The organism is Oleiagrimonas sp. MCCC 1A03011, from assembly GCF_003267965.1.
GTDB classification, from domain to species: Bacteria; Pseudomonadota; Gammaproteobacteria; order Xanthomonadales; family Rhodanobacteraceae; genus Oleiagrimonas; species Oleiagrimonas citrea.
This window is the reverse complement of sequence record NZ_MSPY01000006.1, coordinates 139,319-164,453: the sequence shown is the minus strand read 5'-3', so window position 1 is coordinate 164,453 and position 25,135 is coordinate 139,319. Positions and strand designations below refer to the sequence as shown.

Here is a 25,135-nt window from a genome sequence, read left to right as displayed (position 1 = left end):
GTACGCGCATGCCACGCCGCGGCGTGGCATCCTAGCGGTCCCATGCGTGGCCTGATTCCCGAAAGCTTCATCGACGACCTGCTTACCCGCATCGACATCGTCGAAGTGGTGGAGCGGCGCGTGCCGTTGAAGAAGGCCGGCCGCGAATGGACCGCCTGCTGCCCATTCCACGACGAACGCACGCCGTCCTTCTACGTCAGCCCGCAGAAGCAGTTCTATCATTGCTTCGGTTGCGGCGCGCACGGCAGCGCGATCAAGTTCCTGATGGAGTACGAGCGCCTGGAGTTCCCCGACGCGGTCGAGGAACTGGCGCAGTCGGTGGGACTGGAAGTGCCGCGCGAGGGCGGCGACAACCGTCCGCGCGAGGACCGCAGCGGCTGGTACGAACTGCTCGACCAGGCCGCGACCTTCTACGAGAAGGCCCTGCGTGAAAATGCACCGGCCCGGGCCTATTGCGATCAGCGCGGTCTCGACGCCGACACCATCGCCCGCTTCCGCATCGGCTGGGCGCCGGGCGGCAGCAGCCTGCTGAACCGACTCGGCACCACGCCCGAGCGCAAGCAGTGGCTGGAGCAGGCCGGCATGATCTCGACCGGCGATCGCGGCAAGTACGACCGCTTCCGCGCGCGCCTGATGTTCCCGATCATGGACCGCCGCGGCCGCGTCATCGCCTTCGGCGGGCGCATTCTCGACGGCGACGGCCCGAAATACCTCAACTCGCCCGAGACACCGCTGTTCCACAAGGGCCGCGAGCTGTTCGGCCTGTGGCAATGCAAGCAGGCCAACGCCTCGCTGACGCGGTTGCTGGTGGTCGAGGGCTACATGGACGCCATCGCCCTGCATCAAGCCGGCCTGCCCATCGCCGTGGCCACGCTGGGCACCGCGACCACGCCCGAGCACACCGAGCGCCTGTTCCGCAGCGCGCCCGACGTGGTGTTCTGCTTCGACGGCGACCGCGCCGGCCGCGCCGCCGCCTGGAAGGCGCTGGAAGCCGCGCTGCCACGCCTGCGCGATGGACGCCAGGCGTTCTTCCTGTTCCTGCCCGAAGGCGAGGACCCGGATTCGCTGATCCGCGCCGAGGGCAAGGACGGCTTCGAGCGCCGTCTAGCCGACGCCACCCCGCTGTCGGAATACTTCTTCGATCACCTCGGCGAGGACATCGACCTGCGCTCCATCGACGGGCGGGCTCGCCTGGCCGAACGCGCCCGCCCCCTGATCGCGCGTCTGCCCGACGGCGCGTTCCGCGATCTGATGGGGCAGGAACTGACCGCACGCACCGGCGCGCAGACACGCTTCGAACCCGACGCGCCACCGCGCGCCGAGCGCCCGATGCAGTCGCGCAGCGTGCGCCGGACCCTGGTGCGCAGCGCCATCGCCCTGCTGCTGGCGCGCCCAAGCCTGGCCGAGGAACTGGAACCCCCGTACGGCTTTTCGCGCCTGGACAGACCAGGCGTACCACTGCTGATCGAACTGATCGAACTGATCCGCACCCGCCCCGGCATCCGCACCGGCGTGCTGCTCGAGCACTTCGCCGAGCGCGAGGAGGCCGCGGCCCTGCAGAAACTGGCCATGGCAGATGTCGTCGGCGACGCCGACATGCAGCGCAATGAATTCCTCGACGCGCTGACGCAGATGGAGCGGCAGGCTGACCTGCAACGCATCGAATTCCTGCAGGCGGCCTTTGCCCAGGGCCGCATCGACGCGGACGGCAAGAGCGAATTGCGCGCCCTGCTCGCTGCCAAGTCGAAGAAGGCCTCCTGACCGTGACGCGCGACCGCAGTCTTCGCTCTGTGATCGCACCGCGATCCATGGGAAGATCGTCGTTTCACGCACCGGACGGCCCCTGACGTCACGAATGGACCTGCTCACCCGCCTCATCACCTTCTTTGCCGAGAACGGCTATCTGGCCGTGTTCATGGCCTTGCTGGTATGCGGCATGGGCGCGCCGATCCCCGAGGACGTGACCCTGGTCGCCGGCGGCGTCATCGCCGGCCTGGGCTACGCCAACGTACACGTGATGTTCGCCGTGACCATGCTCGGTGTGCTGGTGGGCGACGCAGGCATGTTCCTGGCCGGTCACCACTACGGTGTGCGCCTGCTGCACAAGCGTCCGCTGAAATGGGTGCTCACGCCCAAGCGCTACAACGCGGTACAGAAGCAGTTCGAACGCTACGGCAATCGGCTGCTGTTCACGGCCCGCTTCCTGCCCGGCATGCGCACAGCGGTGTTCGTCAGCGCCGGCCTTACCCATCGCGTCTCGTTCACCCGCTTCCTGCTGCTGGACGGACTGGCCGCACTCATCAGCGTGCCGGTGTGGGTCTACCTGGGCTATTTCGGCGCCAACAACCACGAATGGCTGCTGACCTGGATACACCGTGGCCAGACCGGCCTGTGGATCGTGCTCGGCGCGCTGGTCGTCGGCATCGCCATCTACGTCTGGCGACGACGCAAACGGCGTCATGCCGCTCCCGGAAACGTCGAGGACGAATCGGCCTGAGTTCCACCCGCGCATCGGGTACCTGCGGGTAGACTTCAGACATCGCCATCGCCTTCGCTTCGCACCGCCATCCGTGTGGATCGCGGACCGCCCGGGAACACGCATGTCCCGCCCCCTGCTCCGCCGCCTCCGCCCGGACAACTTCTCCCTCGCGCTGATCGCCACCATCGTGCTGGCGTCGCTGCTGCCTTGTCGCGGCGGATTCGCACACTTCATGGATGTGCTCACGGACGCGGCCATCGCGGCACTGTTCTTTCTGCATGGTGCCAAGCTGTCGCGGCAATCCGTACTGGCCGGCGCTACGCACTGGAAACTGCATCTGACGGTGTTCGCCTGTACCTTCGTGCTGTTTCCGGTACTGGGACTGCTGACCCGGCCGCTCGGCGAATGGCTGCTGACACCGGGGCTGTACGCCGGCGTGCTGTTTCTGTGCACCCTGCCCTCGACGGTGCAGTCGTCGATCGCCTTCACATCGATGGCGGGCGGCAACGTGCCGGCTGCCGTGGTCAGCGCCTCGACGTCGAGTCTGATCGGCGTGTTTCTGACTCCACTGCTGGTCGGACTTCTGCTGGCACAGCATGGTGGCGTGTCGGGGAAGGCCGTGGTCGACATTCTTCTGCTGCTGATGCTGCCGTTCGTGCTCGGCCACCTCTCGCGACCCTGGACCGGCGTGTTCATGGACCGTCACGCGCGCATGCTCAAGCTCAGCGACCACGGCACCATCCTGCTGGTGGTCTACACCTCCTTCAGCGCGGCCGTGGTCGGCGGTTTGTGGCACGAAACACCGACCAGCGCACTGATCGCGACGTTCGCCATCGACGCGGGCCTGCTCACGGCGGTCATGCTCATCAACGTCTTCGCCAGCGGCCGCCTGGGCTTTTCCCGCGAGGATCGCATCGCGATCTTCTTCTGCGGCTCGAAGAAAAGCCTGGCCAGCGGCATGCCGATGGCGCGCGTGCTGTTCGCCGGCCAGGCCGCGAGTTTCGGCGCGCTGGTGCTGCCGCTGATGATGTTCCACGTCACGCAGCTGATGGTCTGCGCAGTCATCGCGCAACGGCTGGCGGCACGCGCCCGCGTTCGCTAACTCATCGGAATGCGATGCCGCAGATTGTCGCCATCGTACGGCCCCGGCGCGGCAATCAGCTCGGCCGCCGCATCGGTCTGACCCCAGACGTTCCACAGCAGCACGCCGCACACGCGGCCGCCGTCCATGTAGTAGGTCACGCCGCGTTTGTAGGGCTCGGCCCAGTGCTCGACCACTTCCAGGTGCCGCGCGTCGAGATCGCCCACGGCCTCGTAGCCGAGATCGAACAGGTCGGAATAGAAAAACGGCTGCGTGGTGTAGGCGCGATCCTCGCCGGCCATGCCACACCCGGCGTGGTGGCCCATGCTGATGGCGGCATTCTCGTGTTCGACGCGGCGACGATGACCCAGCGCCAACGATGGGAAATTCGCCACATCACCGGCGGCCCAGATGGCCGGATCCGCCGTGCGCAGGCGCGCGTCGACGATGATGCCGTTCTCGACCTTCAAACCGGACTGCTCGGCTAACTCGGTCTCCGGCTCCACGCCCAGCCCCGCCGCCACGGCATCGACTTTCAGCTCGCTGCCGTCCGACAGCTTCAGGGTGACGCCCTCATCGTCGGCCCGACCATCCTCGACGGTCCGTCCGGGACGCAGGTCCACGCCGCGCTCGCGGTAGTACTCGTTGAGAAAATCGCCCAGGCCGTCGGAAAAGCGTCCGGCGCCGATCGCGTCGCCCGGAAAGATCATGCTGACCTTGCAGCCGGCATCGGTCAGCGAGGCCGCCAGTTCGGCGCCGATGAAGCCACCGCCTACCACGGCGACGTGCGCGCCCTCCACCGCAAAACGACGCAGACGCAGATAGTCGTCCTGGATGCGGAAATTCACCACTCGCTCGCCGGAAAACGGCAACGTGCGGGCACGCGCGCCGGTCGCCAGCAGCAGCTTCTCGTAGCGGTAGGTGTCGCCCTGGTCGTCGCGCACGACCCGTTCGGCGCGGTCCAGTGCGACCGCGCGACGGCCCAGATGCATATCCAGCGTGTGCCGGCGCGTGTCCAGATCGACAGATGCCACGTCCTGGTCGCCCTTCCACAGCGCTTTGCTCAGCGGCGGGCGCTCGTACGGCGGCTCGCGTTCGGCGCCGATCAGGCCGATGCGCCCCTCGGCGTCACGCTCGCGGATCGCGCCGACCGCGGCGTCCGCGGTCATGCCGCCGCCGATGATGAGGTACTCGTAGCGGTGTTCCATGTCGCCTCCACTGCTCGAAAAGAGATTGATTCATCTATGCTTTATGGTGGCATGTACGTATATCGCGGGGATGAACCCGACGTGGCTGGCCGATCCGGGCTCACCCTTGGCTCAGCATCTGCGACACGGCGTCGTACACTGACGGGCAACGCCCCGGAGTCCTCATGCCCGCTCAAGAAACCCTGCTGATCGTCATCGCCGCCGCACTCGGCCTCGCCGTACTGCTTCTGCTCGTGATCCTGTGGCGCCAGCGCGCTCCGCAGGCGCTGCTGAACCGCCTGGACGCTCTCAAGGGCGACGGCGAGCGGCTGGAACGCGTGCTGCGCGAGGAACAGCGCGGCGGACGCGGCGAGCTGGCACAGGCCTTCGAGCAGTTTCGCGGCCATGTGCAGCAGCAGCTAAACAGCGCGGGCGCGCAGCAGCGCGAGCGCATCGACGGCTTCGGCACCCGCCTGCAGCAGCTGACCGAGCGCACCGACCGCGGCCTGGAAACCCTGCGCAACGGACTCATCGAGGACGCCCGCAAGGCACGCGAGGAAGCCCAGACCGGCCAGCAGCGCTTCGGCGAACTGCTGCAGCAGCGCCTGAACGCGCTGACCGAACAGAACGAGAAACGCATGGGCGAGATGCGCGGCACACTGGAAGCACAGATCAAGGCGCTGCAGCAGGACAATGCGCAGCAACTGGACAAGATGCGTCAGACCGTCGACGAGAAACTCCAGTCGACCCTGGAAACGCGCCTGGGCCAGTCGTTCAAGCTCGTATCCGAGCGTCTCGAAGCGGTTCAGCGCGGTCTCGGTGAGATGCAGAGCCTGGCCGCCGGTGTCGGCGACCTCAAGCGCGTGCTGACCAACGTGAAGACGCGCGGCACGTTCGGCGAAGTGCAACTGGGCATGCTGCTGGAACAGGTCCTGGTGGCCGAACAGTACGCGGCCAACGTCGCCACCGTGCCGGCCTCCAACGAACGCGTGGAATTCGCCATCCGCATGCCCGGCCAGGAAGCCGACAAGCCGGTGTGGCTGCCGATCGACGCCAAGTTCCCGCGCGAGGACTACGAACGCCTGCTTGACGCGCAGGAAAATGCCGACGCCGACGCCGCCAACGCGGCTGCGCTGGCGCTGGAACGTCGCGTGCGCGATGAAGCCAAGACCATCCGCGAGAAATACATCGCGCCGCCGCACACCACCGACTTCGCGATCCTGTTCCTGCCCACCGAGGGACTCTACGCGGAAGTGATCCGCCGCCCCGGCCTGTTCGAGCAGCTGCAGCGCGAACACCGCGTCACCGTGGCCGGACCGACCACGCTCAACGCCCTGCTCAACAGCCTGCAGATGGGCTTCCGCACGCTGGCCATCGAGCAGCGATCCAGCGAGGTCTGGGAACTGCTGGGCGCAGTGAAGAACGAATTCGGCAAGTTCGGCGGCATCCTCGATTCGGCCATCAAGCAAGTCGACACCGTGCGCAATACGCTCAAGCGCGCCACCGGCAAGACCACCACCATCACCCGCAAGTTGCGCGGCGTGGAATCGCTCTCGGGCGAGGACACTCAGCGCCTGCTCGGCGCGTCGCTGGACGCCCCCGAGCCCGATACGGACGACGGCTGAGCCGTCCGAATGCCGGGCACTCCAGCCGGTTCACGGTACACTGTGCGTCTGACCGCAAAGGATTCACCATGAGCGACCCGACCCATTCCGACGTCACCCGCGAACAGGCCGAGGACGCCGTCCGCGTGCTGCTGCGCTGGGCTGGCGAAGACCCTTCGCGCGAAGGCCTGCTGGATACGCCCAAGCGCGTGGTGAAGGCCTATCGCGACTGGTTCTCCGGCTACGAGGAAGATCCCGGCGAGTACCTGCGCCGTACCTTCGAGGAAGTCGAGGGCTACGACGAACTGGTGGTGCTGCGCGGCATCGAATTCGAGAGTCACTGCGAACACCACATGGCGCCGATCATCGGCCGCGCCCACGTTGGCTACCTGCCGGACAAGAAGGTCGTCGGCATCAGCAAACTGGCGCGCGTGGTGGACGGCTTCGCGCGGCGCTTCCAGGTGCAGGAAAAGCTCACCGCGCAGATCGCCCACTGCATTCTGGAGACGCTGCAGCCGCGCGGTGTCGGCGTGGTCATCGACGCCAGCCACGAGTGCATGACCACGCGCGGCGTGCACAAGCGCGGCGTGTCCATGGTGACCAGCCAGATGCTCGGCACCTTCCGCGAGGACGCGCGCACCCGCGCCGAGTTCCTGCGCTTCATCGACATCGACGGGCACTGATGCACGGCCTGCGCCTGCTGTTGGCGGCGTCCCTGCTGACGCCCGCGCTGGCGCTGGCCAGGCATCCCACCACACTCGGCGCCTACGTGCGCATCATGGACCGCAACGGCGATGGCCGCGTCAGCCTGGCCGAATACCAGGCGCACATGAGCCAGGGCTTCCGCAGCATGGACCGCAATCACGACGACGTGATCGAGGTCGCCGAGCAGCCGCCCGGCCCGCGCCGCCACGGCGCGATCACGCTGGCGCAGTACCGCCATAATCTCGCCGCGACCTTCCAGCGCCAGGACGCCAACCACGACGGCTTTCTCGACGCGCGCGAACTGGCCGCACCACCACGATGAACACCGATGTCATCGTCATCGGCGGCGGCGCCGCGGGACTCATGTGCGCCCTCGTCGCCGGTCAGCGCGGCCGCCGTGTCACCGTGCTCGACCACGCCAATCGCGTCGGCAAGAAGATCCTCATGTCCGGCGGCGGACGCTGCAACTTCACCAATCTTGGCGTGACGCCGGACAACTACCTGTCCGCCAACCCGCACTTCGCCAAGTCCGCACTGGCGCGCTACACGCCGCACGACTTCATCGCCCTGGTCGAGAAGCACGGCATCGCCTACCACGAGAAGGAACGCGGACAGCTGTTCTGCGACATCTCCTCGAAGCTGATCGTGCGCATGCTGCTGGACGAATGCGCGCAGGCCGGCGTGGACATCCGCACCCGCTGCACCATCGAGAAGGTGCAACGCACCGGCGAAGGTTTCGCGCTGCGCACCACGCACGGTCCGATGACCTGTACATCCTTGGTGGTCGCCAGCGGCGGACTGTCGATCCCGAGCATGGGCGCCAGCGGCTTCGGCTACGACCTGGCGAGACAGTTCGGGCACACCGTGCTGCCGACACGAGCCGGTCTGGTGCCGCTGACGCTGAGCGGCAAGCACCTGGATCGCTATCGGGACCTGTCCGGCGTCGCCGTGCCGGAAGTCGAAGCGCGCAGCGAGCGAAAAGCCTTCCGCGCCGGTCTCCTGTTCACGCACCGGGGCGTGAGCGGACCGGCCATCCTGCAGGTGTCCTCGTACTGGCACCCCGGCGAGACCGTGCACCTCGATTTTCTTCCCGGCGAAGATGCTGAAGCCTGGCTCGCCGCCGAGCGCCATGCGCGCCCGGACCGCGAACTCAAGACCACACTGTCCGAACGCCTGCCCAAACGCCTTGCACAACGACTGTGCGAACTCGACTTCGGCAGCCGTCCGCTGCGCCAGTACCCGGCCGCGGACCTGCAGCGCATCGGCCAGCGCCTGCAGGACTGGCCCATCGTGGCCAGCGGCAGTGAGGGCTACCGCACCGCGGAAGTCACGCTCGGCGGCGTCGATACCGACGGTCTCTCGTCGAAAACGATGGCATCGCGCAGTACGCCCGGCCTGTATTTCATCGGCGAGGTCGTGGACGTCACCGGCTGGCTGGGCGGCTACAACTTCCAGTGGGCCTGGGCGTCGGGTCACGCCGCGGGCTTGGCCGTCTAGCGCGAGCTCGACCCGCTAGAGCCATCACTCGATCTTCCGATACACCTTCGGATGCGCAAACGCGTTGTATTCGTGCTTGGACAGCGAACCGTTGCCGTCACGATCGTACTGCCGGAAGTGGCGCCGGAGCCGGTGCATGTCATGCGGCACCTCCGAACGCATCAGACGGCCATCGTGGTTGCGGTCCAGCTGACTGAAGGACGGCGGCGTGGCGTGCTCGGACCGCGACGTTCCCGCACTGTCCAGAACCGGTGCGCTACGCACTGCCGTCGTCGAAAACGCCAACACACCGAGTGCTGCCGCGACGATGATGCTGATTCGTTCCATTGCCATGGCGTCTCCTTTTTCGTGTAGCAGAATCCTTCAAACGATTCAGCATGAGGATAACGACCGAAAAGGCGACTGACCAATGACGATCACAGGTCGGGCAGATGCATAGCCTCGCCCGCATGCTCATCGGGATCCGAACCGCCGGTATGGTGATGCCACATTTCGTGCGCATCGATGCGCACCCGCGCGACACCCTCCAGCGCGTCGACCGCGGCTCGACGCTCGGCCAGCGCCGCATCGAGCGCCGTGCGACGAGCCGCCAGCAATTCGGCCAGACCGCTCTCACCCAATGCATAGGCGCGCTCCGCCTTGGCCGCACTGTCGTCAGCCGCCTTCAGCGCCTGCTCGCGGCTGCGCCAGACGGCACGCGCCGAGCGTGCGCGCGCCACCACTTCGCGCGCATCGCGGGAGACATCGCGCTGCACCATGGCCGAATCAGCCTGTGCGCTGAGCGCATCGGCATCGGCGGCGGCCGCCTTCGCACCCCGCTGCCGCACGCCGATGGGCATGCTGAAGACCAGGCCCACCGCACGCTCGCGCCCACCGAGATCATTCAGCACGCGCACACCCACAGTCGGGTCCGCCAGGCGGTCAGCGCGAGCGCGGCGCGCTTCGGATTCGCGCATGCGCACCACGGCTTCCGCGGCGCCGATCTCATGACTGCGCTGCACGATGAGCTGACTCCAATGCAGATTCGTGCCGCTCAGCTCGGGAGGCATGGCATCCAGTCGGACGCGCGGCGGAAGCGGCAGCCCCGGAAAGGCGCTCTGCAGCATCCGTCGCGCCGAAGCCTCGTCAGCATCGGCTTGAAGCGCCGCGGCACGTGCCTGCGCCAGCGCGGCATCGGCGGCAACGCGGTCGCGCAACGCGGCATCGCCCAGTTCGACACGGCGGGCGATGGCCTTGCGATCGCGCTCCCACACATCAACCTGCAGGTGCTGCTGCCGCGCCGTCACGCTGGCGCGCTGCCACATAGCCCACAGCGCCAGCAACCGACGCGCACCGGCATGATGAGCATCGGCCAGATTCAACTGCGCCGCCTCCACGCCGTACTGACCGATCTCGCGGTCCAGCCGCGCCTTGCCCGGCCAGCGCACGGCACGACTGATTTCGGCTTCCCACTCGTTGAACGTGGGGCCTCCCTCGACACGGCGACGCTGCGGGATCGCGCTGAGCTGGAATTCGTGCGGCCCCACCCTGCGCAGGCGCGCATCGGCTTCCGCACGCGCCAGAGCCGCCGCGGCTAACTGCACTTCGGGCGTCCGTTCGATCGCGCGTAGCGCCAGGGAAGCCGGTGGCAGCGACGAAGGCTTCGCTGCGGACTCCTTATGCTGCGCCCAGGACGACACCGGAATCAGCGCGATCACGAACATCATTGAACACAAAAAGCTGCGCTTCATGCCAGTTTCCCCATCGCATCCACGGGTTCCACCCACCAGATGATGTCCGGATGCGGCATGCTCCGGCTCAACTGCGTGAGCGTGCGTTCCACGTCCTCTTCCGGCAGCACCAGCCAGACCATGCTGCGATCGATGCGCCCGCGCACCTGCTCCTGCGCACGCGCGCCCTCGAAACTCTCCCCGTGCCCGGAGACCGCCAGCGTGGTGAAACCCGGCAGTGCCGGTTGCATCTCCAGCAGCGTCTCCAGTACGGGATCCTCGAGATCCCGCGGCGACAGGATGGTCAAACGTTTCAGTTTCACGTTCATGCGTTCTTCTCCACCCGACGCGCCTCACCGAAGCGGCGGAACAGGGTCGGCAGCAGCAGAAGGGTCAATGCCGTGCAGGTCACCAGGCCGCCGATCACCACGATGGCCAGCGGCTTCTGCACTTCCGAGCCGGGACCGCTGGCGAACAGCAGCGGCACCAGACCGAGCGCGGCGATGGAAGCGGTCATCATCACCGGCCGCAGACGACGCAGCGCACCCTCGCGGACCACCTCGTTCATGGCCATGCCGGTGGCGCGGAGCTGATTGAAATAGGAGACCAGGACCAGACCGTTCAATACCGCAATGCCCAGCAGCGCGATGAATCCGACCGAGGCCGGCACCGAGAGGTACTGCCCCGAAAGCCACAATGCGACGATGCCGCCGACCAGCGCGAACGGCACATTGCAGAGGATCAGCACGGCCTGGCGAATCGAGCCGAACGTGGAGAACAGCACCAGGAAGATCAACGCCAGCGAGACCGGGATCACCAGCGTCAAGCGCGCAGCGGCCCGCTGCTGGTTCTCGAACTGGCCACCCCAGGTCACGCTGTAGCCGGTCGGCAAATGAATATCGCGCTCGACCGCAGCCCGCACTTCGTCGACGAAACCGACCAGATCGCGCCCGGCTACATTGGCCTGCACCAGGGCGAAACGCGATCCGTTCTCGCGCCGGATCTGCACCGGACCCGTGGTCGCCTTGAGTGCGGCGATGCGATCCAGCGGCACCTGTCCGCCATCGGGGGTCGCCAAGTTCATGCGCTCGAACAGGGTCGGCGTGTCGGCCATGCGGGCGTCGCCGCGGACCAGAACCGGGACGCGACGCTGCTGTTCCAGCACGGTCCCGGCACGCATGCCCTCCAGCTGACCGCGCAATTCGTCCTGGACCGCCGACACATCCAGCCCATGACGACCGGCCGCCTGACGGTCAATGCGCACGCCCAGGTAGCGCACGCCCTCCTGCGTCTGCGCGATCACGTCCTGACCGCCCGGCGTCTTCTGCAACATCGCGGCAATGCGGTTGGCAATCTGGTTGAGCGTGGACAGATCCGGACCGAACACCTTCACCGCGATGTCGCCGCGGCTGCCCGTCAGCATCTCCGAAACGCGCATCTGGATCGGCTGGGTGAAACCGTACTCGATGCCGGGAAAATCCTTCATCACCGCGCGCAACTGATCTTCCAGCCAGACCTTGTCGGGCACGCGCCAGCTCGCCTTCGGCTTGAGCTCGAGGAACATGTCGGTCTCATTGAGGCTCATCGGGTCCAGACCCAGCTCGTCCGAACCCAGTCGGGCGACCACGTGCGCGACTTCCGGAATACGCGCCTTGATCGCGCGCTCGATGGCCATGTCCTGATCGCGCGATGCCTGCAGGCTGATCGACGGCTGCTTGGTCAGCTGCATCAGCACGTCGCCTTCGTCCATGGTCGGCATGAAGGTCTTGCCGGTACCGACATAGGCCAGCACACCGAGTACCAGCGCAACGCCGGCGATCGCCCCCATCCAGCGCGTGTGCTTCAGCGACCAGTCGAGCAGCGGCCGATAGCCGCGTTCGATCTGACGCATCAGCCACGGCTCCTTGTGCGGCCGCTCGCGCAGCAGCATCGAGCACAGAACCGGCACCACAGTCATCGACAGCAGCAGCGAAGCGGCCAACGCGAAAATGATGGTCATCGCCACCGGACCGAACAGCTTTCCTTCCAGTCCCTGCAGCGTCAGCAGCGGCATGAACACTAGGCAGATGATGGCAATGCCCGAAACCACCGGGCTCGCCACCTCGCCCACCGCGCGATAGATGCGATGCGGTTTTGGCAACTCGCTGGCACTGCGTCCGGGCACCAGGTGGCTGACGGTGTTCTCCACCACCACCACCGCGGCATCAACCAGCAGGCCGATCGCGATGGCCAGGCCACCCAGGCTCATCAGGTTCGCGCTGAGACCGAACACATGCATCATCAGGAACGCGATCAGCACCGCCAGCGGCAGGGTCAGCGACACCACTACCGCAGCGCGGACGTCACCGAGGAACAGCAGAAGCAGGATCACCACCAGCACGGTGGCCTCGATCAGCGCGCTGCGCACGGTGTCCACGGCGCGCTCGATCAATGCGCCGCGATCGTAGAACACTTCGATGCGCGCACCCTTCGGCAGGCTCGACTGCAACTGGTCCAGGCGCGCACGCACGGCGTCGACCACCTTCGAGGCATCGGCGCCGCGCAGTCCGACCACCAGTCCTTCCACCGCCTCACCGAGGCCATCGCGAGTGACTGCACCGTATCGGGTCAGACTCCCGTAACTGACGCGGGCCAGATCATCCACGCGCAGCGTCATGCCGTCCCGGGTCGCCACGACCACGCGCCGCAGATCGTCCAGGGTAGAAACCGCGCCCTCGGCACGCACGATCAGCGCATCGTCACCATCGCGCAGGCGACCGGAACCGTCATTGCGATTGTTGCGTTCGATCGCATCGACCACATCGCGAAAATGCAGGCCGGCGGCGGACAGACGCGCGCGGTCCGGCGTCACCAGGAAAGTACGCACCTTGCCGCCCAGCGCGTTCAGATCGGCCACGCCCGGAATCGTCCGCAGCGCCGGACGGATGGTCCAATCCAGCAGCGTGCGGCGCTCGGCCAGACTCAGGCCTCCGCCTTCGATCGTGAACATGAACATGTCCGACAACGGCGTGGCGATCGGTGCCAGACCGCCGCTGACATCGCCGGGAAGCTCTCCGGCCGCGGCCGCGAAACGCTCGGAAACCTGCTGCCGCGCCCAGTAGATGTCGGTGCCTTCGTCGAAATCGAGCGTGACATCGGCGATCGCGTACTTCGACGTCGAACGCAGCATCTGCGCATGCGGAATGCCCAGAAGCTCCATTTCCAGCGGCACCACCACGCGCGTCTCGACTTCCTCCGGCGTCATGCCCGGCGCCTTCAGAATCAGCTTGACCTGCGTGGGGGCGATGTTCGGATAGGCATCGATGGGCAGCTTCAAATAGGCCCACACGCCCGCACCGACGATCGCCAGTGCGCCCAGGAGCACCAGCAGTCGCTGCGACAGAGAGAATCCGATCAGGCGCTGCAGCATGTCACTCTCCCGCCACCAGCATGGCCTTCAGGGCGCCCGCACCCGCGATCACCACGCGGCTGTCCGCAGCCAATGCGCCGGTGACCACGCTGCGGCCCGCTCCAGTCTGTGCCTGCACCGCCACCGGCACGGCCTCGAAACCCGTACCCCTGTCGACGAACACGATCTTGCGGCCGTCGAAGTCGGCCACGGCGTCGGACGCCAGTGTCCAGGCGTGCGCCGGCGGCGGCAGCTGGATCGTGGCGCTGGTCTGCTGGCCGGGCAGCAGCATTTCGCCCTTCACGCTGGCGCGCACCAGCACCGTCTGGCTGGCGCGATCGATCGCCGCGCCGATTTCGCTCAGCGTGCCGGACGCCCCGTCGGCGGTACGCACCGGCAATCCCGGTCGCAGACGCGAGGCGTACCGGGCCGGCACCTGCATTTCCAGCATGCCGCGGCCGGGCTCGGCGACCATGAACGCCTTGTCCAGCGCCGCAACCGGCTCGCCCAGGCGCAGACTGCGCTCGATGACACGCCCCGCCAAGGGCGAACGCAATTCATAGGTGCCCGGCGCCGCTCCGGCCGCTTTCGGCGCCATGGCCCGGGCCGCCTTCAATTCCTGCAGACGCGCCGCGGCCGCATCGCGACGCGCATCCGCGGCCTGCGCACGGCTCGAAGGGATGATGCCCTCGGCCAGCAGCTGACGATCGCGCTCGGCCTGCGCACGAGCCACACGATAGTCGCCCTGCGCCGAGGCCAGATCAGCGCCCAGTCGCATCGCCTCGCGGCTCTGAATGCGCGCCAGCGGCTGACCGCGCTCGACCTGCGCGCCCTCGCGCGCCAGCACTGCGACCGTGATGCCGGCATAGGGCGCCGTGACCACGGCACTCTCGTGCAGCGGCGCGCGTACCGTCGCCGGCAGGCCGTCCACCGGCACGTGTCCCGCCGCTTTCACCGCGGCCGTACGAATGCCCATGGCCTGACGCTGCGAAGCGGAGACCTTCAACAGCGTCCCGGCCATCACGGGACTCGCGAAAACAGCCAGCAGCAGGCCGGCCAGCAAACCTCGACGCATGACGAACCTCGATATATCCATCCGTATGATCGAGGATCCGGAGATCGGCTTTGAACAAGCTTAAGATGCCGCCAAAGCCCTCAATCGGGCACGTCCAGACGATTCAGACCGCCCAGTTCGGCCCACAGCCAGCCACCGTCCAGACGGAAATCCAGACGCAGCCCGAGCACCTCGGCCAGACTCTGCGCCAGCGCCAAACCCAGCCCTCCATGACGACTGGCCTCACGCGCGGGCGACTTGCGCCAGAAGCGTTCGCCGAAACGCTGCAGATCGCCCGGCTCCAGGTCCGGCGCCGGATTGCCGATGCGCACATCGACGTGCGTCCCCGCACATCTCAGTCGCACCAGCACCTCACTGCCTTCCGGGGTGTAATCGGCGGCGTTCAACAACAGATTGTCGATCACGCGCTCGAGCAGCGCCGGGTCGGTCTGCGTCCAGCATTCAGGCGGCGCATCCAGATGCATGCGCACACGCCGCCGTTGCGCCGAGCCGGCGGCCAGTTGCAGGGAACGTTGCACCGACGCCGACAGATCGACCGGCTCGAGCTGGGCTTCCTGCATGCCCGACTCATAGCGAGACAGGGACAGCAGACCGTCGATGCACCGGCTCATGCGCTCGGTGGAGTCCAGCGCTCCTTCCAACGCCGGCGACGCCTGCGCATCGCGGCGCGCCAACTCCACCGCGGTACGGATTTCGGCCAGCGGCGTGCGCAGTTCATGCGCCACGTCGCGCGCGAAACGGCGCTCCCGCTGCAGCGCGCGACGCAGACCGCCGAATGCATCGTTCAGCGCATGCGCCAACGGACGCAGTTCGCGCGGCAGCGTGTCCGCCTGCAGGTCCGCCGACTCGGCCCCGTCCCGTGCAGCACCGCCGAACGCGAGCAAAGGGCGCAGGCCGCCGCGAACGGCCAGGAAAGCCAGCACCACGGCCATCAACGATGTCAGCATCACGCCGCTCACCAGCGCGACGTGCACCTGCCGCTCGAGCGCATCGACCTGCTCGCGCTCCTCGGCCACGGCGAGAATGGCGTCGCCGCTGCGCCCCTGCAGCGTCACACGCACAGCGATCGCACGGCCGTGATGCCCATCGGGAAGCACCAGATCGTAGTAATACGGCGCGTTGGCCGGCACCGCATCCGGCGGCGTCAGCTTGGCGTCGCGATTGCTCCCCGACGTCAGCAGCGTGTGTCCCGACGCATCCCACAGTTGCAGGAAGTCGGTATGCCCGCCGCCGGCGTACTCCGGACTCATCGCCTGCAGCTCCGCCAGCGCTTCCTGGGTCGGGCGCGACTCCAGCAGCACCGTGATCGCATGCGCGCGGGCTTTCAGGCCTTCATCGAGCCGTCCGTAGATCTGCCGATCCAGTCCGCGATCGAGCAGCAGAAAAAGCCCGAGCATGACGATGCCCAGACCGGCGAAAAGAAACAGCAGCAGGCGTAGGCGGATCGAAAGCGGGTGCCGTTCACTCGACCACATAACCGTACCCTCGGCGAGTCTGGACCAGGTCGGTCACCCCGGCCTTGGACAGTTTCCCGCGCAGCGTGCTGACCAGCACCTCAATGACCTTGTCCGAGGATTCACTGCGCGCATCGTACAGATGCTCGAACAGCGCCGTCCGCGTCATGACCCGCCCGCGCTCGGTACTCAGAGTCTCCAGCAAGGCGTATTCCTTCGGCGTCAGCGCCAGCACCTCGCCGTCCACGCGCACCTGCCGCGCGCGCGGATCGATCTCCACCGCGCCCAGGCGCAGCACGGGATCCGACTGCACGCTGCGCCGCGCCAGCGCCTGCAGGCGGGCGGTCAGTTCCTCGTAGGAGAACGGCTTGACCATGTAGTCGTCAGCGCCCAGATGCAACGCCTCGATGCGATCCTCGACCTGATCGCGTGCCGACAGCACCAGAACCCGCGGTCGCGGCTCACGGCCGTTCAGCCAGCGCAGCACCGCCCAGCCGTCCACACGCGGCATCATCAGGTCCAGGACCACGGCGTCGTAGGCATAACTGGCCAGAAACTGCTGCGCCTGGGCGCCGTCGGCGGCGAGATCCACGGCATGTCCGTCCCGCGCCAGCGATTCGCGCAGGTCGCGTCCCAGGTTCGGCGAATCCTCGACCACCAGCAGACGCATGCCGTGCCTCCCTCGTTCAGTCCATCCTAGCCGGCCATCGTGCCCAGATGCACCATCGGGTCGACCAGCCAGTGATCGAGCAGCAGGAAGGCGAACAGCGCCATCAGGTAGGTGATCGAGTAGCGGAACACCTTCATCGGATAGAACTCGTCCGGCGGATTCATCAGGCGCACGGCGTAATACAGGAAGCCGCCGCCCAGCACCATCGCGCCGCCCAGGTACAGCACGCCGCTCATGCCGGTCAGCACAGGCAGCAGCGTCGCCACCACCAGCAGGATGGTATAGAACAGCACATGCCAGCGCGTGTAGTGCACGCCGTGCGTGACCGGCAGCATCGGCACCTGCGCACGCGAGTAGTCTTCGCGGCGGAAGATCGCCAGTGCCCAGAAATGCGGCGGCGTCCACACGAAGATGATCAGCACCAGCAGCAGTGCATAGGCCCAGTCGCGCTCGCCGGTCATGCCAGTGATCGCCGACCAGCCCAGCAGCGGCGGTGCGGCGCCGGCGATGCCGCCGATGACAATGTTCTGCGGCGTGGCGCGCTTCAGGAACGCGGTGTAGATCACCGCGTAGCCGATCAGCGAGGCGAAGGTCAGCGCCGCCGTCATCCAGTTGACCAGGAACACCAGGATCAGCATCGACACCACGCCCAGCGCAAACGCGAAGGCGAACACCTGACGCCCCCGCAGCTGGCCAGTCGCCAGCGGACGGTGCGCGGTGCGGCTCATGAGCTTGTCGATGCGCTCGTCGATGAGATGGTTGAAGGCCGCCGCCGACGCCGAGGCCATCCAGATGCCCAGCGAGCCGAACACCAACGGCTTGAGCGGGGGCAGCCCGGGCACGGCCAGGAACATGCCGATCACGGCGCAGAACACCAGCAACGCGACGACGCGTGGCTTGGTCAGCTCCCAGTATTCGGCGAATGGCATCTTCACGGCGGCTCCGGTCGGCTTGCGGCGCGCGCAGCGGTCAGCGACCGTCACGCGCGAACCGCACAGTCTACACGGCTTCGAGCCGCTTCTGGGTCCGCGCCAGGGTCGCCAACAGGCTGAACAGCAGCAGCGCAGCCATGCCGTTGTGCGCGGTCGCCACCGGCAGCGGCAGACCGAAATGCACATTGCTGATGCCCAGCAGCACCTGCGCGATCAGGGTCGCGCCGATGGCGATGCCGAACCCGCGCAGGCCGGCGCGGGCGACCTTGTGCGACAACCAGCCCAGGTACACAAACACCACCAGCGCGCCGATGCGGTGCGCCATCTGGATCGCGGTGCGCGCCGGCCCGTCGAGGATGCCGCCCTCGTAGTTCACCCCGATGCCGCGCCACAGGACAAAGCCCTGGTGGAAATCGGTCGCCGGCCACCACTGCCCCAGGCAATGCGGAAAGGCGCTGTCGCCCACGCCGCAGGCCAGTGCCGCGTAGTTGGTGCTGGTCCAGCCGCCAAGGAAAATCTGCGCCGCCAGCAGCACGATGCCGACCGCCACGAACCGGCGCAGCCGCGCATGCTCCTCGCCCACGGCGCCGATCGGCGTCAGTCGAAGGGCGATGTAGCCCAGCAGGGCGAACGTCGCCATGCCGCCGAGCAGATGGCCGGTGACCACGATCGGCTTGAGCAGCAGCGTCACCGTCCACATGCCGAGCATGGCCTGGAAGATCACCAGCGCCAGCGCGACCACGGCGATGCGCCATGGCGGCGCACGGGTCAGCTTCGCCGCCACGAACAGCGGCGCGGCGATGGCGACCGCCGCAAGCACCGACGACACCACATGCTCGCCACCGATGTACATGCCCGTGCCCAGCGCCGCCGCGACAGCGCTGCCGATCACCGCCCAACGCGCCCACCGGCGACGCCAGACGGCCACCAGCGCCAGCGTCAGCACCAGCACGCCGAGCGTGCCGGCGATCATGCGATGGAACTGCTCGCGCCAGGGCTTGCCCGGCTCCACCGGTCGCTGCGGGAAGGCCGCATCGGCCTGCGCGACTTCATGCGCGTGGTGCGGCCAGGCGATCTGGCCATAGCAGGTCGGCCAGTCCGGGCACGACAGGCCGGCGTTGGACAGGCGCACGAAGGCGCCGAACATGACCACGCCGAACGCGAAGATAGCGGCGAACCAGGCCAGCCGCGCCGGCCACGAAAGACGGGAAATGGCACGCAGCATCAGCGGATCACCTTCTGCAGATCTTTCTTCAGACCATTCGGATCGAAGCCGGCCCGGTACAGCGTCAATGCCGTGCCGTTGGACTCGACCAGAATCGCGGCCACGCTGTCCGGACCACGCGGGCGGAACGAGGCCAGCTTGTCGCCGACGTCGCTACCGATCTGCCAGTCCCGCATCACCGCCGCCGCCTTCGGACCGTGCGGCGGCTCGCCCACGTAGAGCAGGCGCAGCCGGTCGGCGTTCTTGTTCAGGGTGATGCGCGCATTGCTCATCAGGTGCAACAGGCGCATGCAGTTGTCCATGCAGTCGCTGCCGGGCAGCGCCAGCAATGTCATGCGCGGCTCGCTGTCCTTCCACGGATAGTTCTTGCCGTCGGCGAGACGGATGTCGATCTTGGCGAAGCTGCGCTGCGGCTTAATCGCCGCACCATGGCTGCTCGTACCCGGCTGCCAGCCGACCAGCGTCAGCACCATCGCGACCAGCAGCGGTGCGGCGAACACCGACGCCACCAGCAGCAGCTTGATGCGACTCATCTTGCGCGCGTCGGCGCGGGGTTCATTCATCGTCGTCTCCGGTTTCGTCCTTCTTTCGATGAAGGATCACGAAGATCGCCAGCGCCGCGACGGCGAAGGCGAACCACTGGAAGGCATAGCCGTAATGCCGCGCCGGCGGCATGAAGCCCGGCGTCCACTCGCGCACGTAGGCCGCCGCCGGGTCGGGATCGAGCAGCAGCGCACGCGGATACAGTTTGGCGTCGAGATCCGTGGCAATCTGATTCAGGTCGATGTAGGTCGTCAGCTTCGGCCACGTCTGCTGTTTCTTCAACGCGTCGCCACCCAGCTTCAGACCCGCCGCCGGCGGCGGCACATAGATGCCACGCAACGTCGTTTCGCCCGGCTTGATCGGCGGCAGCTGCGGCAGCTTCAGGTCTGGACCTTCGCGGGGCAGAAAACCCAGGTCGACCAGCACCAGGCGCGCATAGCCGTCGGGGCGGAACGGCGCATAGACCTGCACGCCCGGGCGATGCCCGTGATTCTGGTCGTCCAGCATGTAGCTGCGCCCAGGCACGAAATGCCCTCGTACCTGCAGATGCGGGTAGCGTTCGGGCAACGCCCCGCGCTGCACGGTGGAAAAATCCTGGATCGGTGCGGACGCCGCTGTGGCGAAGCGTCGCAGCAACACTTCCTTCTCGGCGGCGCGATGCAGCTGCCAAATGCCCAGTCGCACGAAAAACATCACACCGACCAGCGTCAGCAGCACGGCGAACCATGAAGGGCGGCGCAGACCCATCATGCAGCGGCCTGCAATCGCGGCGTTATACTGCAGAACTGGAGTCGCACTGGAATCATCCTGTGGAAACCGCAACCAAAGTGGTCATCATGATCGTGGTGGCCATCGTCATCTTCAATCTGGGCCAGGCGCTGTTCTTCATGATGAAAGGGTCCGGTGACAGCGACCGGGTCGTGAAAGCGCTCACCCGCCGCATCGCCCTGTCGCTGCTGGCGATCGTGCTGGTCATCATCAGCATCTGGGCCGGCTGGATCCATCCGCACGGCGTCGGCGGATAAGCCCGACATTCTACCGCCCCGCACGCCCGAACGCTCGCGGGGCGCGACAGTTGGTCGCGTAACCGCGACCGCCTGGCTTTCGCACCTACGAAAAACCCGCCATTCGGCGGGTTTTTCGTAGGTGCGGAAGCGTTCCGCTACATGATGTAGACGAACAGGAACAGGCACAGCCAGACCACATCGACAAAATGCCAGTACCACGCCACGGCCTCGAAGCCGAAGTGGTTCTCCTTGCTGAAGTGGCCCTTGGCGCAGCGGAACCAGATCACGATCAGCATGATCGTGCCCAGGGTCACGTGCAGGCCATGGAAGCCGGTCAGCATGAAGAAGGTCGAGCCGTACACGCCACTGTGCAGCGTCAGGTTCAGATGCTCGTAGGCCTCCATGTACTCATGCGCCTGGAAGTACAGGAAGGTCGCGCCCAGCAGCACAGTCAGCGCCTGAAACACCAGCAGCTGCTTGCGACGACCGGCGCGCAGCGCGTGGTGAGCAATGGTGATGGTCACGCTGGAGGTCAGCAGGATCAGCGTGTTCAGCAGCGGCAGGCCCCACGGCGACACCGTGCTGAACGGACCGCCGACATCGCCCGGGCCGTTGGTCGGCCATGCCGGCGCGTACTGATCCCACAGGTAGTGATGGGTGAAGAGGCCGTGTCCTTCGCCGCCCAGCCACGGCACCGAGAACACGCGGGTGTAGAACAGCGCGCCAAAGAACGCCGCGAAGAACATCACCTCCGAGAAGATGAACCACATCATGCCCATGCGGAAGGAAACGTCGACCTGGCTGTTGTAGTTGCCCTTGATCGACTCGCGGATCACCGAGCTGAACCAGCCGAACAGCGTGAAGATCACAACGGCCAGACCGATGAAGAACATCGGGCGGCCAAGCGCACCCTGGTCGTTCAGCCAGTGCGCGGCGCCGAACATGGTGGTGAACAAGCCGACGGAGCCGACGATAGGCCACACGCTGTGATGCGGTACGTAGTAGGCGCCTTGCTGAGCCATGGTTTCAATTCCCGTGATGAACTTGGGCGGGGCAAGCCCCAATGCACTCGATCCGTTTCAGACGATGAACTGCAGCAGGAACAATCCGAGGATCACGACGATCACCGCGACCAGAATCCCCACCGTGCGGCGCACCGCAGCGCGCCGCTCGGCCGGATCGAACTGTGCCTGCTGCGGACGATTCATGCCGCTCAATGCGTCACGTCGCCGTGGGCCAGCTGGCTGTCATCGATCACCGGCGGCACCGCGAAGGTGTGATGCGGCGCCGGCGACGGCACGGTCCACTCCAGACCCTTGGAGCCTTCCCACACGCGGTCGGTCGCCTTCTTCTTGGCGAAGAACACACAGTGGATGATGACGCCGACGAAGATCAGCTGGGTGGCGCCGAACACGAAACCGCCGATCGAGCTGATCATGTTGAAATCGGCGAACGCCACGTTGTAGTCCGGGATGCGACGCGGCATGCCGGCCAGACCCAGGAAGTGCTGCGGGAAGAACAGCACGTTGACCGAGACCACGCTCAGCCAGAAGTGGATCTTGCCCCAGCGCTCGGAATACATGTTGCCCGACCACTTCGGCAGCCAGTAGTACACCGCCGCCATGATCGAGAACGCCGCACCGGTCACCAGCACGTAGTGGAAATGCGCCACCACGAAATAGGTGTCCTGGTACTGGAAGTCGGCCGGCACCAGCGCCAGCATGATGCCGCTGAAGCCGCCGATGGTGAACAGGATCACGAAGGCGACCGCGAACAGCATCGGGGTCTCGAAGGTCAGCGAGCCCTTCCACATCGTGGTGACCCAGTTGAACACCTTCACACCCGTCGGCACCGCGATCAGCATGGTCGCGTACATGAAGAACAGCTCGGCGCCCAACGGCAGGCCGACCGCGAACATGTGGTGCGCCCACACAATGAACGACAGGAACGCGATCGACGCAGTGGCGTACACCATCGCCTTGTAGCCGAACAGCGGCTTGCGGCTGAAGGTCGGGATAATCTCCGAGATGATGCCGAACGCCGGCAGAATCATGATGTAGACCTCGGGGTGCCCGAAGAACCAGAACACGTGCTGGAACAGCACCGGGTCACCGCCGCCTGCGGCATTGAAGAAGCTGGTGCCGAAGTACTTGTCGGTCAGCAGCATGGTCACCGCGCCGGCCAGCACCGGCATCACCGCGATCAGCAGGAACGCCGTGATCAGCCAGGTCCAGACGAAGATCGGCATCTTCAGCAAATCCATGCCCGGCGCACGCATGTTGAGGATGGTCGCGATGATGTTGATCGCGCCCATGATCGAGCTGATGCCCGACACGTGCACGAAGAAGATCAGGAACGCGATGGAATCGCCGCCCTGGATCGACAGCGGCGGATACATCGTCCAGCCACCGGCGGGCGCGCCGCCCGGCAGGAAGAACGAGGACAGCAGGATGGTGAAGGCGAACGGCAGCAGCCAGAACGACATGTTGTTCATGCGCGGCAGCGCCATGTCGGGGGCGCCCACCATCAACGGGATCATCCAGTTACCCAGACCGACGAAGGCCGGCATGATCGCGCCGAAGATCATCACCAGCGCGTGCATGGTGGTCAGTTCGTTGAAGAAGTACGGCTGGACCAGCTGCAGACCGGGCTCGAACAGCTCGGCGCGGATCAGCATCGCCATCGAACCGCCGATGAAGAACATCAGCAGGGCGAATATCAGGTACAGGGTACCGATGTCCTTGTGGTTGGTGGACATGAACCAGCGACGGAAGAACCCGGAGGGCGCCTCGTGATGGTCGTCGTGGTGGTCCTGGGAGGCTGCGTGCGCCATGACCTTCTACCTCTGCCTAAAGTTTGTCCGGTTAACCCTGGCTGTCGTCGCCGGGCGTGCTGTCGGCCTGCGCGGTGCGCGAAGCCTTGTCGAGCTGCGCGGCGCTCTCCTGAGCGGCCAGCCACTTCTCGAACTGCGCCTTCGGCACAGCCTTGACCACGATCGGCATGAAGCCGTGGTCCTGACCGCACAGTTCGGCGCACTGGCCCCGGTAGATGCCGGGCTTGCTGATCTTGGTCCAGGCGGCGTTGACGATGCCCGGGATGGCGTCCATCTTCCAGCCCAGATCCGGCACCCACCACGAATGGATGACGTCGCCGCCAGTGATCAGGAAGCGGATCTTCACGCCGGCGGGCACCACCAGCGGATGATCGACATTGAGCAGATAGTCGTTGGTGCCGTTGGCGTCGACGACCGCCTTCGGGTCGAGGCCGGAGTCGAGCTGACGCGTGGCGTCGCTCTTCTTGTCCAGACGCGACATGAAACCGACCTTCTTCACGGTCTTGCCGTCGTAGTCGACGTAGTCGTAGCGCCACTTCCACTGATAGCCGGTGACCTTGACGGTCATCTGGGCGTCAGCGGTGTCGGTGGTATTGACCAGCACCTTGGTTGCCGGCCAGGCCAGGCCGATCAGGATCAGCACCGGGACGATGGTCCAGACCAGCTCCAGCTTGGTGCTGTGCGACCACTTCTCGGCCACCGCACCCTTGGACTTGCGGAAGCGGAACATGGCGATGATCATCGCGCCGAACACGATCACGCCGATCACGACGCAGACCAGGAACGAAGCCATGTTCAGGTCCCACACCTCATGCGAGGTCTGGGTCACGCCCTTGGTCAGGTTCAGCTGCCACGGATGGGGATTGGCCCACGCCGAGCCACTGAGCAGCGCACTTGCCGCCACCGCCCACGTGGTCGCTCGTCCTCGAATGCCGCCAAATTTCATGTCTTGCACCCTGAAATTGAATTTCCGCCAGGCGAGACCGTGATCGTCTGCCGACCGGTTCGCGACGCAGCGCCGCTTCCCCCGTCCGGACCCGCACCGCTGCATGCTACCCCCGCTGCGCCACGGTCACCGAATCGCCGATTGTTCAGTTGGTGCGCCGCGGCGCGGTCTGTTGCGCCAGCAGCACACGCAATCTGTGCATCGCATCGACCCGTTCCTCTTCCCCCAGGAACGCACCGACTTCCACCTCGCCTCCGTGCGAAGTGAGAACAAGCCGTTGCCTGTTGCCGGACTCCCGCATGCGTACACGCACCCAGTAGGACTGGAACGTCGCGCGGCGATGCCCGGGCAGGCTCTCCACTTCCAGCGAACGTTCATCGATGGTGATGCGTTCGCTGCGACCACCGGCACGCCAGGCCAGCGTCAGGGCGTACACCACGGCGGCTGATTCGACCAGCGCGAACAGCGGGGCGTAGACATTGCCCGCACGCGCGCAGAGTGTCGCGACTGCAACCGTGACCCCCACCAGCACCGCGCTCCAGCGACGCAAACCACGCCGACTAAGCGAGCGATTCGGCCGCAGCCACATCGTGACGCGCGCCGCTTCCCCAGTGGTTGACTCGAGGACAATCATGCGTTCATGGCCTGTCCTGATTCGTCCAAGCATAGTGTGCCCCCTGCACAGGGGCAAGACTGTTTGCCGCACGCGGCATATTGTCGCAGGTCATGCGGCGGCATTCAGCAGGGAACCGCTATCAGGCTGCGCCGCAAAGCGATCGGAACGGGGCCAAAAAAAGAGG

The 25,135-nt window shown here is 66.3% G+C and carries 25 protein-coding genes; 8 read left to right on the top strand and 17 right to left on the bottom strand.

All coding sequences use genetic code 11. The features are described 5' to 3' along the window. The first annotated feature begins 42 nt into the window (after positions 1 to 42). From dnaG to BTJ49_RS12605, 3 genes are all read left to right on the top strand, one after another. Positions 43 to 1,761, top strand: a complete 1,719-nt coding sequence (dnaG, locus tag BTJ49_RS12615) for a DNA primase (protein WP_113065758.1) — start codon at positions 43 to 45, stop codon at positions 1,759 to 1,761. A 94-nt stretch (positions 1,762 to 1,855) separates the two neighbouring features. Beyond that, complete coding sequence (locus tag BTJ49_RS12610; RefSeq protein WP_113065757.1) at positions 1,856 to 2,497, top strand: DedA family protein; 642 nt, start codon at positions 1,856 to 1,858, stop codon at positions 2,495 to 2,497. Between the two features lie 103 nt (positions 2,498 to 2,600). After that, positions 2,601 to 3,581: a bile acid:sodium symporter family protein gene (locus tag BTJ49_RS12605; protein WP_113065756.1), complete on the top strand. Its 981-nt coding sequence runs from the start codon at positions 2,601 to 2,603 to the stop codon at positions 3,579 to 3,581. On the opposite strand, the gene BTJ49_RS12600 is transcribed toward BTJ49_RS12605, so the two are convergent. Next, complete coding sequence (locus tag BTJ49_RS12600) at positions 3,578 to 4,768, bottom strand: FAD-dependent oxidoreductase (protein ID WP_113065755.1); 1,191 nt, start codon at positions 4,766 to 4,768, stop codon at positions 3,578 to 3,580. The two genes, BTJ49_RS12605 and BTJ49_RS12600, sit on opposite strands and share 4 nt — an antisense overlap. 164 nt (positions 4,769 to 4,932) lie before the next feature. Between BTJ49_RS12600 and rmuC the strand changes: the two genes are divergently transcribed. From rmuC to BTJ49_RS12580, 4 genes are all read left to right on the top strand, one after another. Further along, on the top strand, positions 4,933 to 6,372 hold the full coding sequence (gene rmuC / locus BTJ49_RS12595) for a DNA recombination protein RmuC (protein ID WP_113065754.1): 1,440 nt from the start codon (positions 4,933 to 4,935) through the stop codon (positions 6,370 to 6,372). A 68-nt stretch (positions 6,373 to 6,440) separates the two neighbouring features. Beyond that, on the top strand, positions 6,441 to 7,034 hold the full coding sequence (gene folE, locus BTJ49_RS12590) for a GTP cyclohydrolase I FolE (RefSeq protein ID WP_113065753.1): 594 nt from the start codon (positions 6,441 to 6,443) through the stop codon (positions 7,032 to 7,034). Then, positions 7,034 to 7,378: a hypothetical protein gene (locus BTJ49_RS12585; RefSeq protein WP_240601829.1), complete on the top strand. Its 345-nt coding sequence runs from the start codon at positions 7,034 to 7,036 to the stop codon at positions 7,376 to 7,378. Before folE ends, BTJ49_RS12585 begins: the two co-directional genes overlap by 1 nt. After that, positions 7,375 to 8,553 carry an NAD(P)/FAD-dependent oxidoreductase gene (locus BTJ49_RS12580; protein ID WP_113065752.1) on the top strand — a complete coding sequence of 393 codons (1,179 nt, stop codon included), beginning with the start codon at positions 7,375 to 7,377 and terminating at the stop codon, positions 8,551 to 8,553. Before BTJ49_RS12585 ends, BTJ49_RS12580 begins: the two co-directional genes overlap by 4 nt. A gap of 24 nt (positions 8,554 to 8,577) precedes the next feature. On the opposite strand, the gene BTJ49_RS12575 is transcribed toward BTJ49_RS12580, so the two are convergent. The 11 genes from BTJ49_RS12575 to BTJ49_RS12525 all read right to left on the bottom strand — a co-directional run bounded on the left by BTJ49_RS12575 (position 8,578) and on the right by BTJ49_RS12525 (position 20,299). Continuing rightward, positions 8,578 to 8,886: a hypothetical protein gene (locus BTJ49_RS12575; RefSeq protein WP_113065751.1), complete on the bottom strand. Its 309-nt coding sequence runs from the start codon at positions 8,884 to 8,886 to the stop codon at positions 8,578 to 8,580. Between the two features lie 83 nt (positions 8,887 to 8,969). Next, positions 8,970 to 10,283, bottom strand: coding sequence for a TolC family protein (locus BTJ49_RS12570; protein WP_113065750.1), 1,314 nt, complete (start codon positions 10,281 to 10,283; stop codon positions 8,970 to 8,972). Next, complete coding sequence (locus tag BTJ49_RS12565) at positions 10,280 to 10,591, bottom strand: DUF3240 family protein (protein WP_113065749.1); 312 nt, start codon at positions 10,589 to 10,591, stop codon at positions 10,280 to 10,282. The genes BTJ49_RS12570 and BTJ49_RS12565 overlap by 4 nt, the downstream gene beginning before the upstream one ends. After that, entirely contained in the window at positions 10,588 to 13,671 is a 3,084-nt protein-coding gene (locus BTJ49_RS12560) for a CusA/CzcA family heavy metal efflux RND transporter (protein WP_113065748.1), read from the bottom strand. Before BTJ49_RS12560 ends, BTJ49_RS12565 begins: the two co-directional genes overlap by 4 nt. Position 13,672: 1 nt before the next feature. Next, on the bottom strand, positions 13,673 to 14,725 hold the full coding sequence (locus BTJ49_RS12555; protein WP_168184742.1) for an efflux RND transporter periplasmic adaptor subunit: 1,053 nt from the start codon (positions 14,723 to 14,725) through the stop codon (positions 13,673 to 13,675). Between the two features lie 80 nt (positions 14,726 to 14,805). Next, positions 14,806 to 16,200: a histidine kinase dimerization/phospho-acceptor domain-containing protein gene (locus BTJ49_RS12550; protein WP_113065746.1), complete on the bottom strand. Its 1,395-nt coding sequence runs from the start codon at positions 16,198 to 16,200 to the stop codon at positions 14,806 to 14,808. Continuing rightward, on the bottom strand, positions 16,187 to 16,849 hold the full coding sequence (locus BTJ49_RS12545) for a response regulator transcription factor (RefSeq protein ID WP_113065745.1): 663 nt from the start codon (positions 16,847 to 16,849) through the stop codon (positions 16,187 to 16,189). Before BTJ49_RS12545 ends, BTJ49_RS12550 begins: the two co-directional genes overlap by 14 nt. Before the next feature lie 26 nt (positions 16,850 to 16,875). Further along, the gene (locus BTJ49_RS12540) at positions 16,876 to 17,784 is read right to left on the bottom strand and encodes a heme o synthase (RefSeq protein ID WP_255420388.1); all 909 of its coding nucleotides are present in this window, start codon (positions 17,782 to 17,784) and stop codon (positions 16,876 to 16,878) included. A 64-nt stretch (positions 17,785 to 17,848) separates the two neighbouring features. Next, a complete protein-coding gene (locus BTJ49_RS12535) occupies positions 17,849 to 19,006 on the bottom strand; it encodes a COX15/CtaA family protein (protein ID WP_113065744.1) in 1,158 nt (385 codons plus the stop codon). After that, on the bottom strand, positions 19,006 to 19,569 hold the full coding sequence (locus BTJ49_RS12530; RefSeq protein WP_113065743.1) for a hypothetical protein: 564 nt from the start codon (positions 19,567 to 19,569) through the stop codon (positions 19,006 to 19,008). Before BTJ49_RS12530 ends, BTJ49_RS12535 begins: the two co-directional genes overlap by 1 nt. Continuing rightward, the gene (locus BTJ49_RS12525) at positions 19,562 to 20,299 is read right to left on the bottom strand and encodes an SURF1 family protein (RefSeq protein WP_113065742.1); all 738 of its coding nucleotides are present in this window, start codon (positions 20,297 to 20,299) and stop codon (positions 19,562 to 19,564) included. Before BTJ49_RS12525 ends, BTJ49_RS12530 begins: the two co-directional genes overlap by 8 nt. 59 nt (positions 20,300 to 20,358) lie before the next feature. Here BTJ49_RS12525 and BTJ49_RS12520 point away from each other — a divergent pair, with 59 nt between their 5' ends. Then, positions 20,359 to 20,574, top strand: a complete 216-nt coding sequence (locus tag BTJ49_RS12520; protein WP_206098413.1) for a twin transmembrane helix small protein — start codon at positions 20,359 to 20,361, stop codon at positions 20,572 to 20,574. A 137-nt stretch (positions 20,575 to 20,711) separates the two neighbouring features. On the opposite strand, the gene BTJ49_RS12515 is transcribed toward BTJ49_RS12520, so the two are convergent. From BTJ49_RS12515 to BTJ49_RS12500, 5 genes are all read right to left on the bottom strand, one after another. Further along, a complete protein-coding gene (locus BTJ49_RS12515; protein ID WP_113065740.1) occupies positions 20,712 to 21,578 on the bottom strand; it encodes a cytochrome c oxidase subunit 3 in 867 nt (288 codons plus the stop codon). 57 nt (positions 21,579 to 21,635) lie between these two features. After that, positions 21,636 to 21,764: a hypothetical protein gene (locus BTJ49_RS16055; RefSeq protein ID WP_255420387.1), complete on the bottom strand. Its 129-nt coding sequence runs from the start codon at positions 21,762 to 21,764 to the stop codon at positions 21,636 to 21,638. Between the two features lie 5 nt (positions 21,765 to 21,769). Beyond that, complete coding sequence (ctaD, locus tag BTJ49_RS12510) at positions 21,770 to 23,389, bottom strand: cytochrome c oxidase subunit I (protein WP_113065739.1); 1,620 nt, start codon at positions 23,387 to 23,389, stop codon at positions 21,770 to 21,772. 31 nt (positions 23,390 to 23,420) lie between these two features. After that, positions 23,421 to 24,335, bottom strand: a complete 915-nt coding sequence (gene coxB / locus BTJ49_RS12505; protein WP_113065738.1) for a cytochrome c oxidase subunit II — start codon at positions 24,333 to 24,335, stop codon at positions 23,421 to 23,423. A 145-nt stretch (positions 24,336 to 24,480) separates the two neighbouring features. Further along, positions 24,481 to 24,969 (bottom strand): DUF2244 domain-containing protein, encoded by a 489-nt coding sequence (locus BTJ49_RS12500; RefSeq protein ID WP_240151768.1) that lies wholly within the window; start codon positions 24,967 to 24,969, stop codon positions 24,481 to 24,483. Between the last annotated feature and the right edge of the window lie 166 nt (positions 24,970 to 25,135).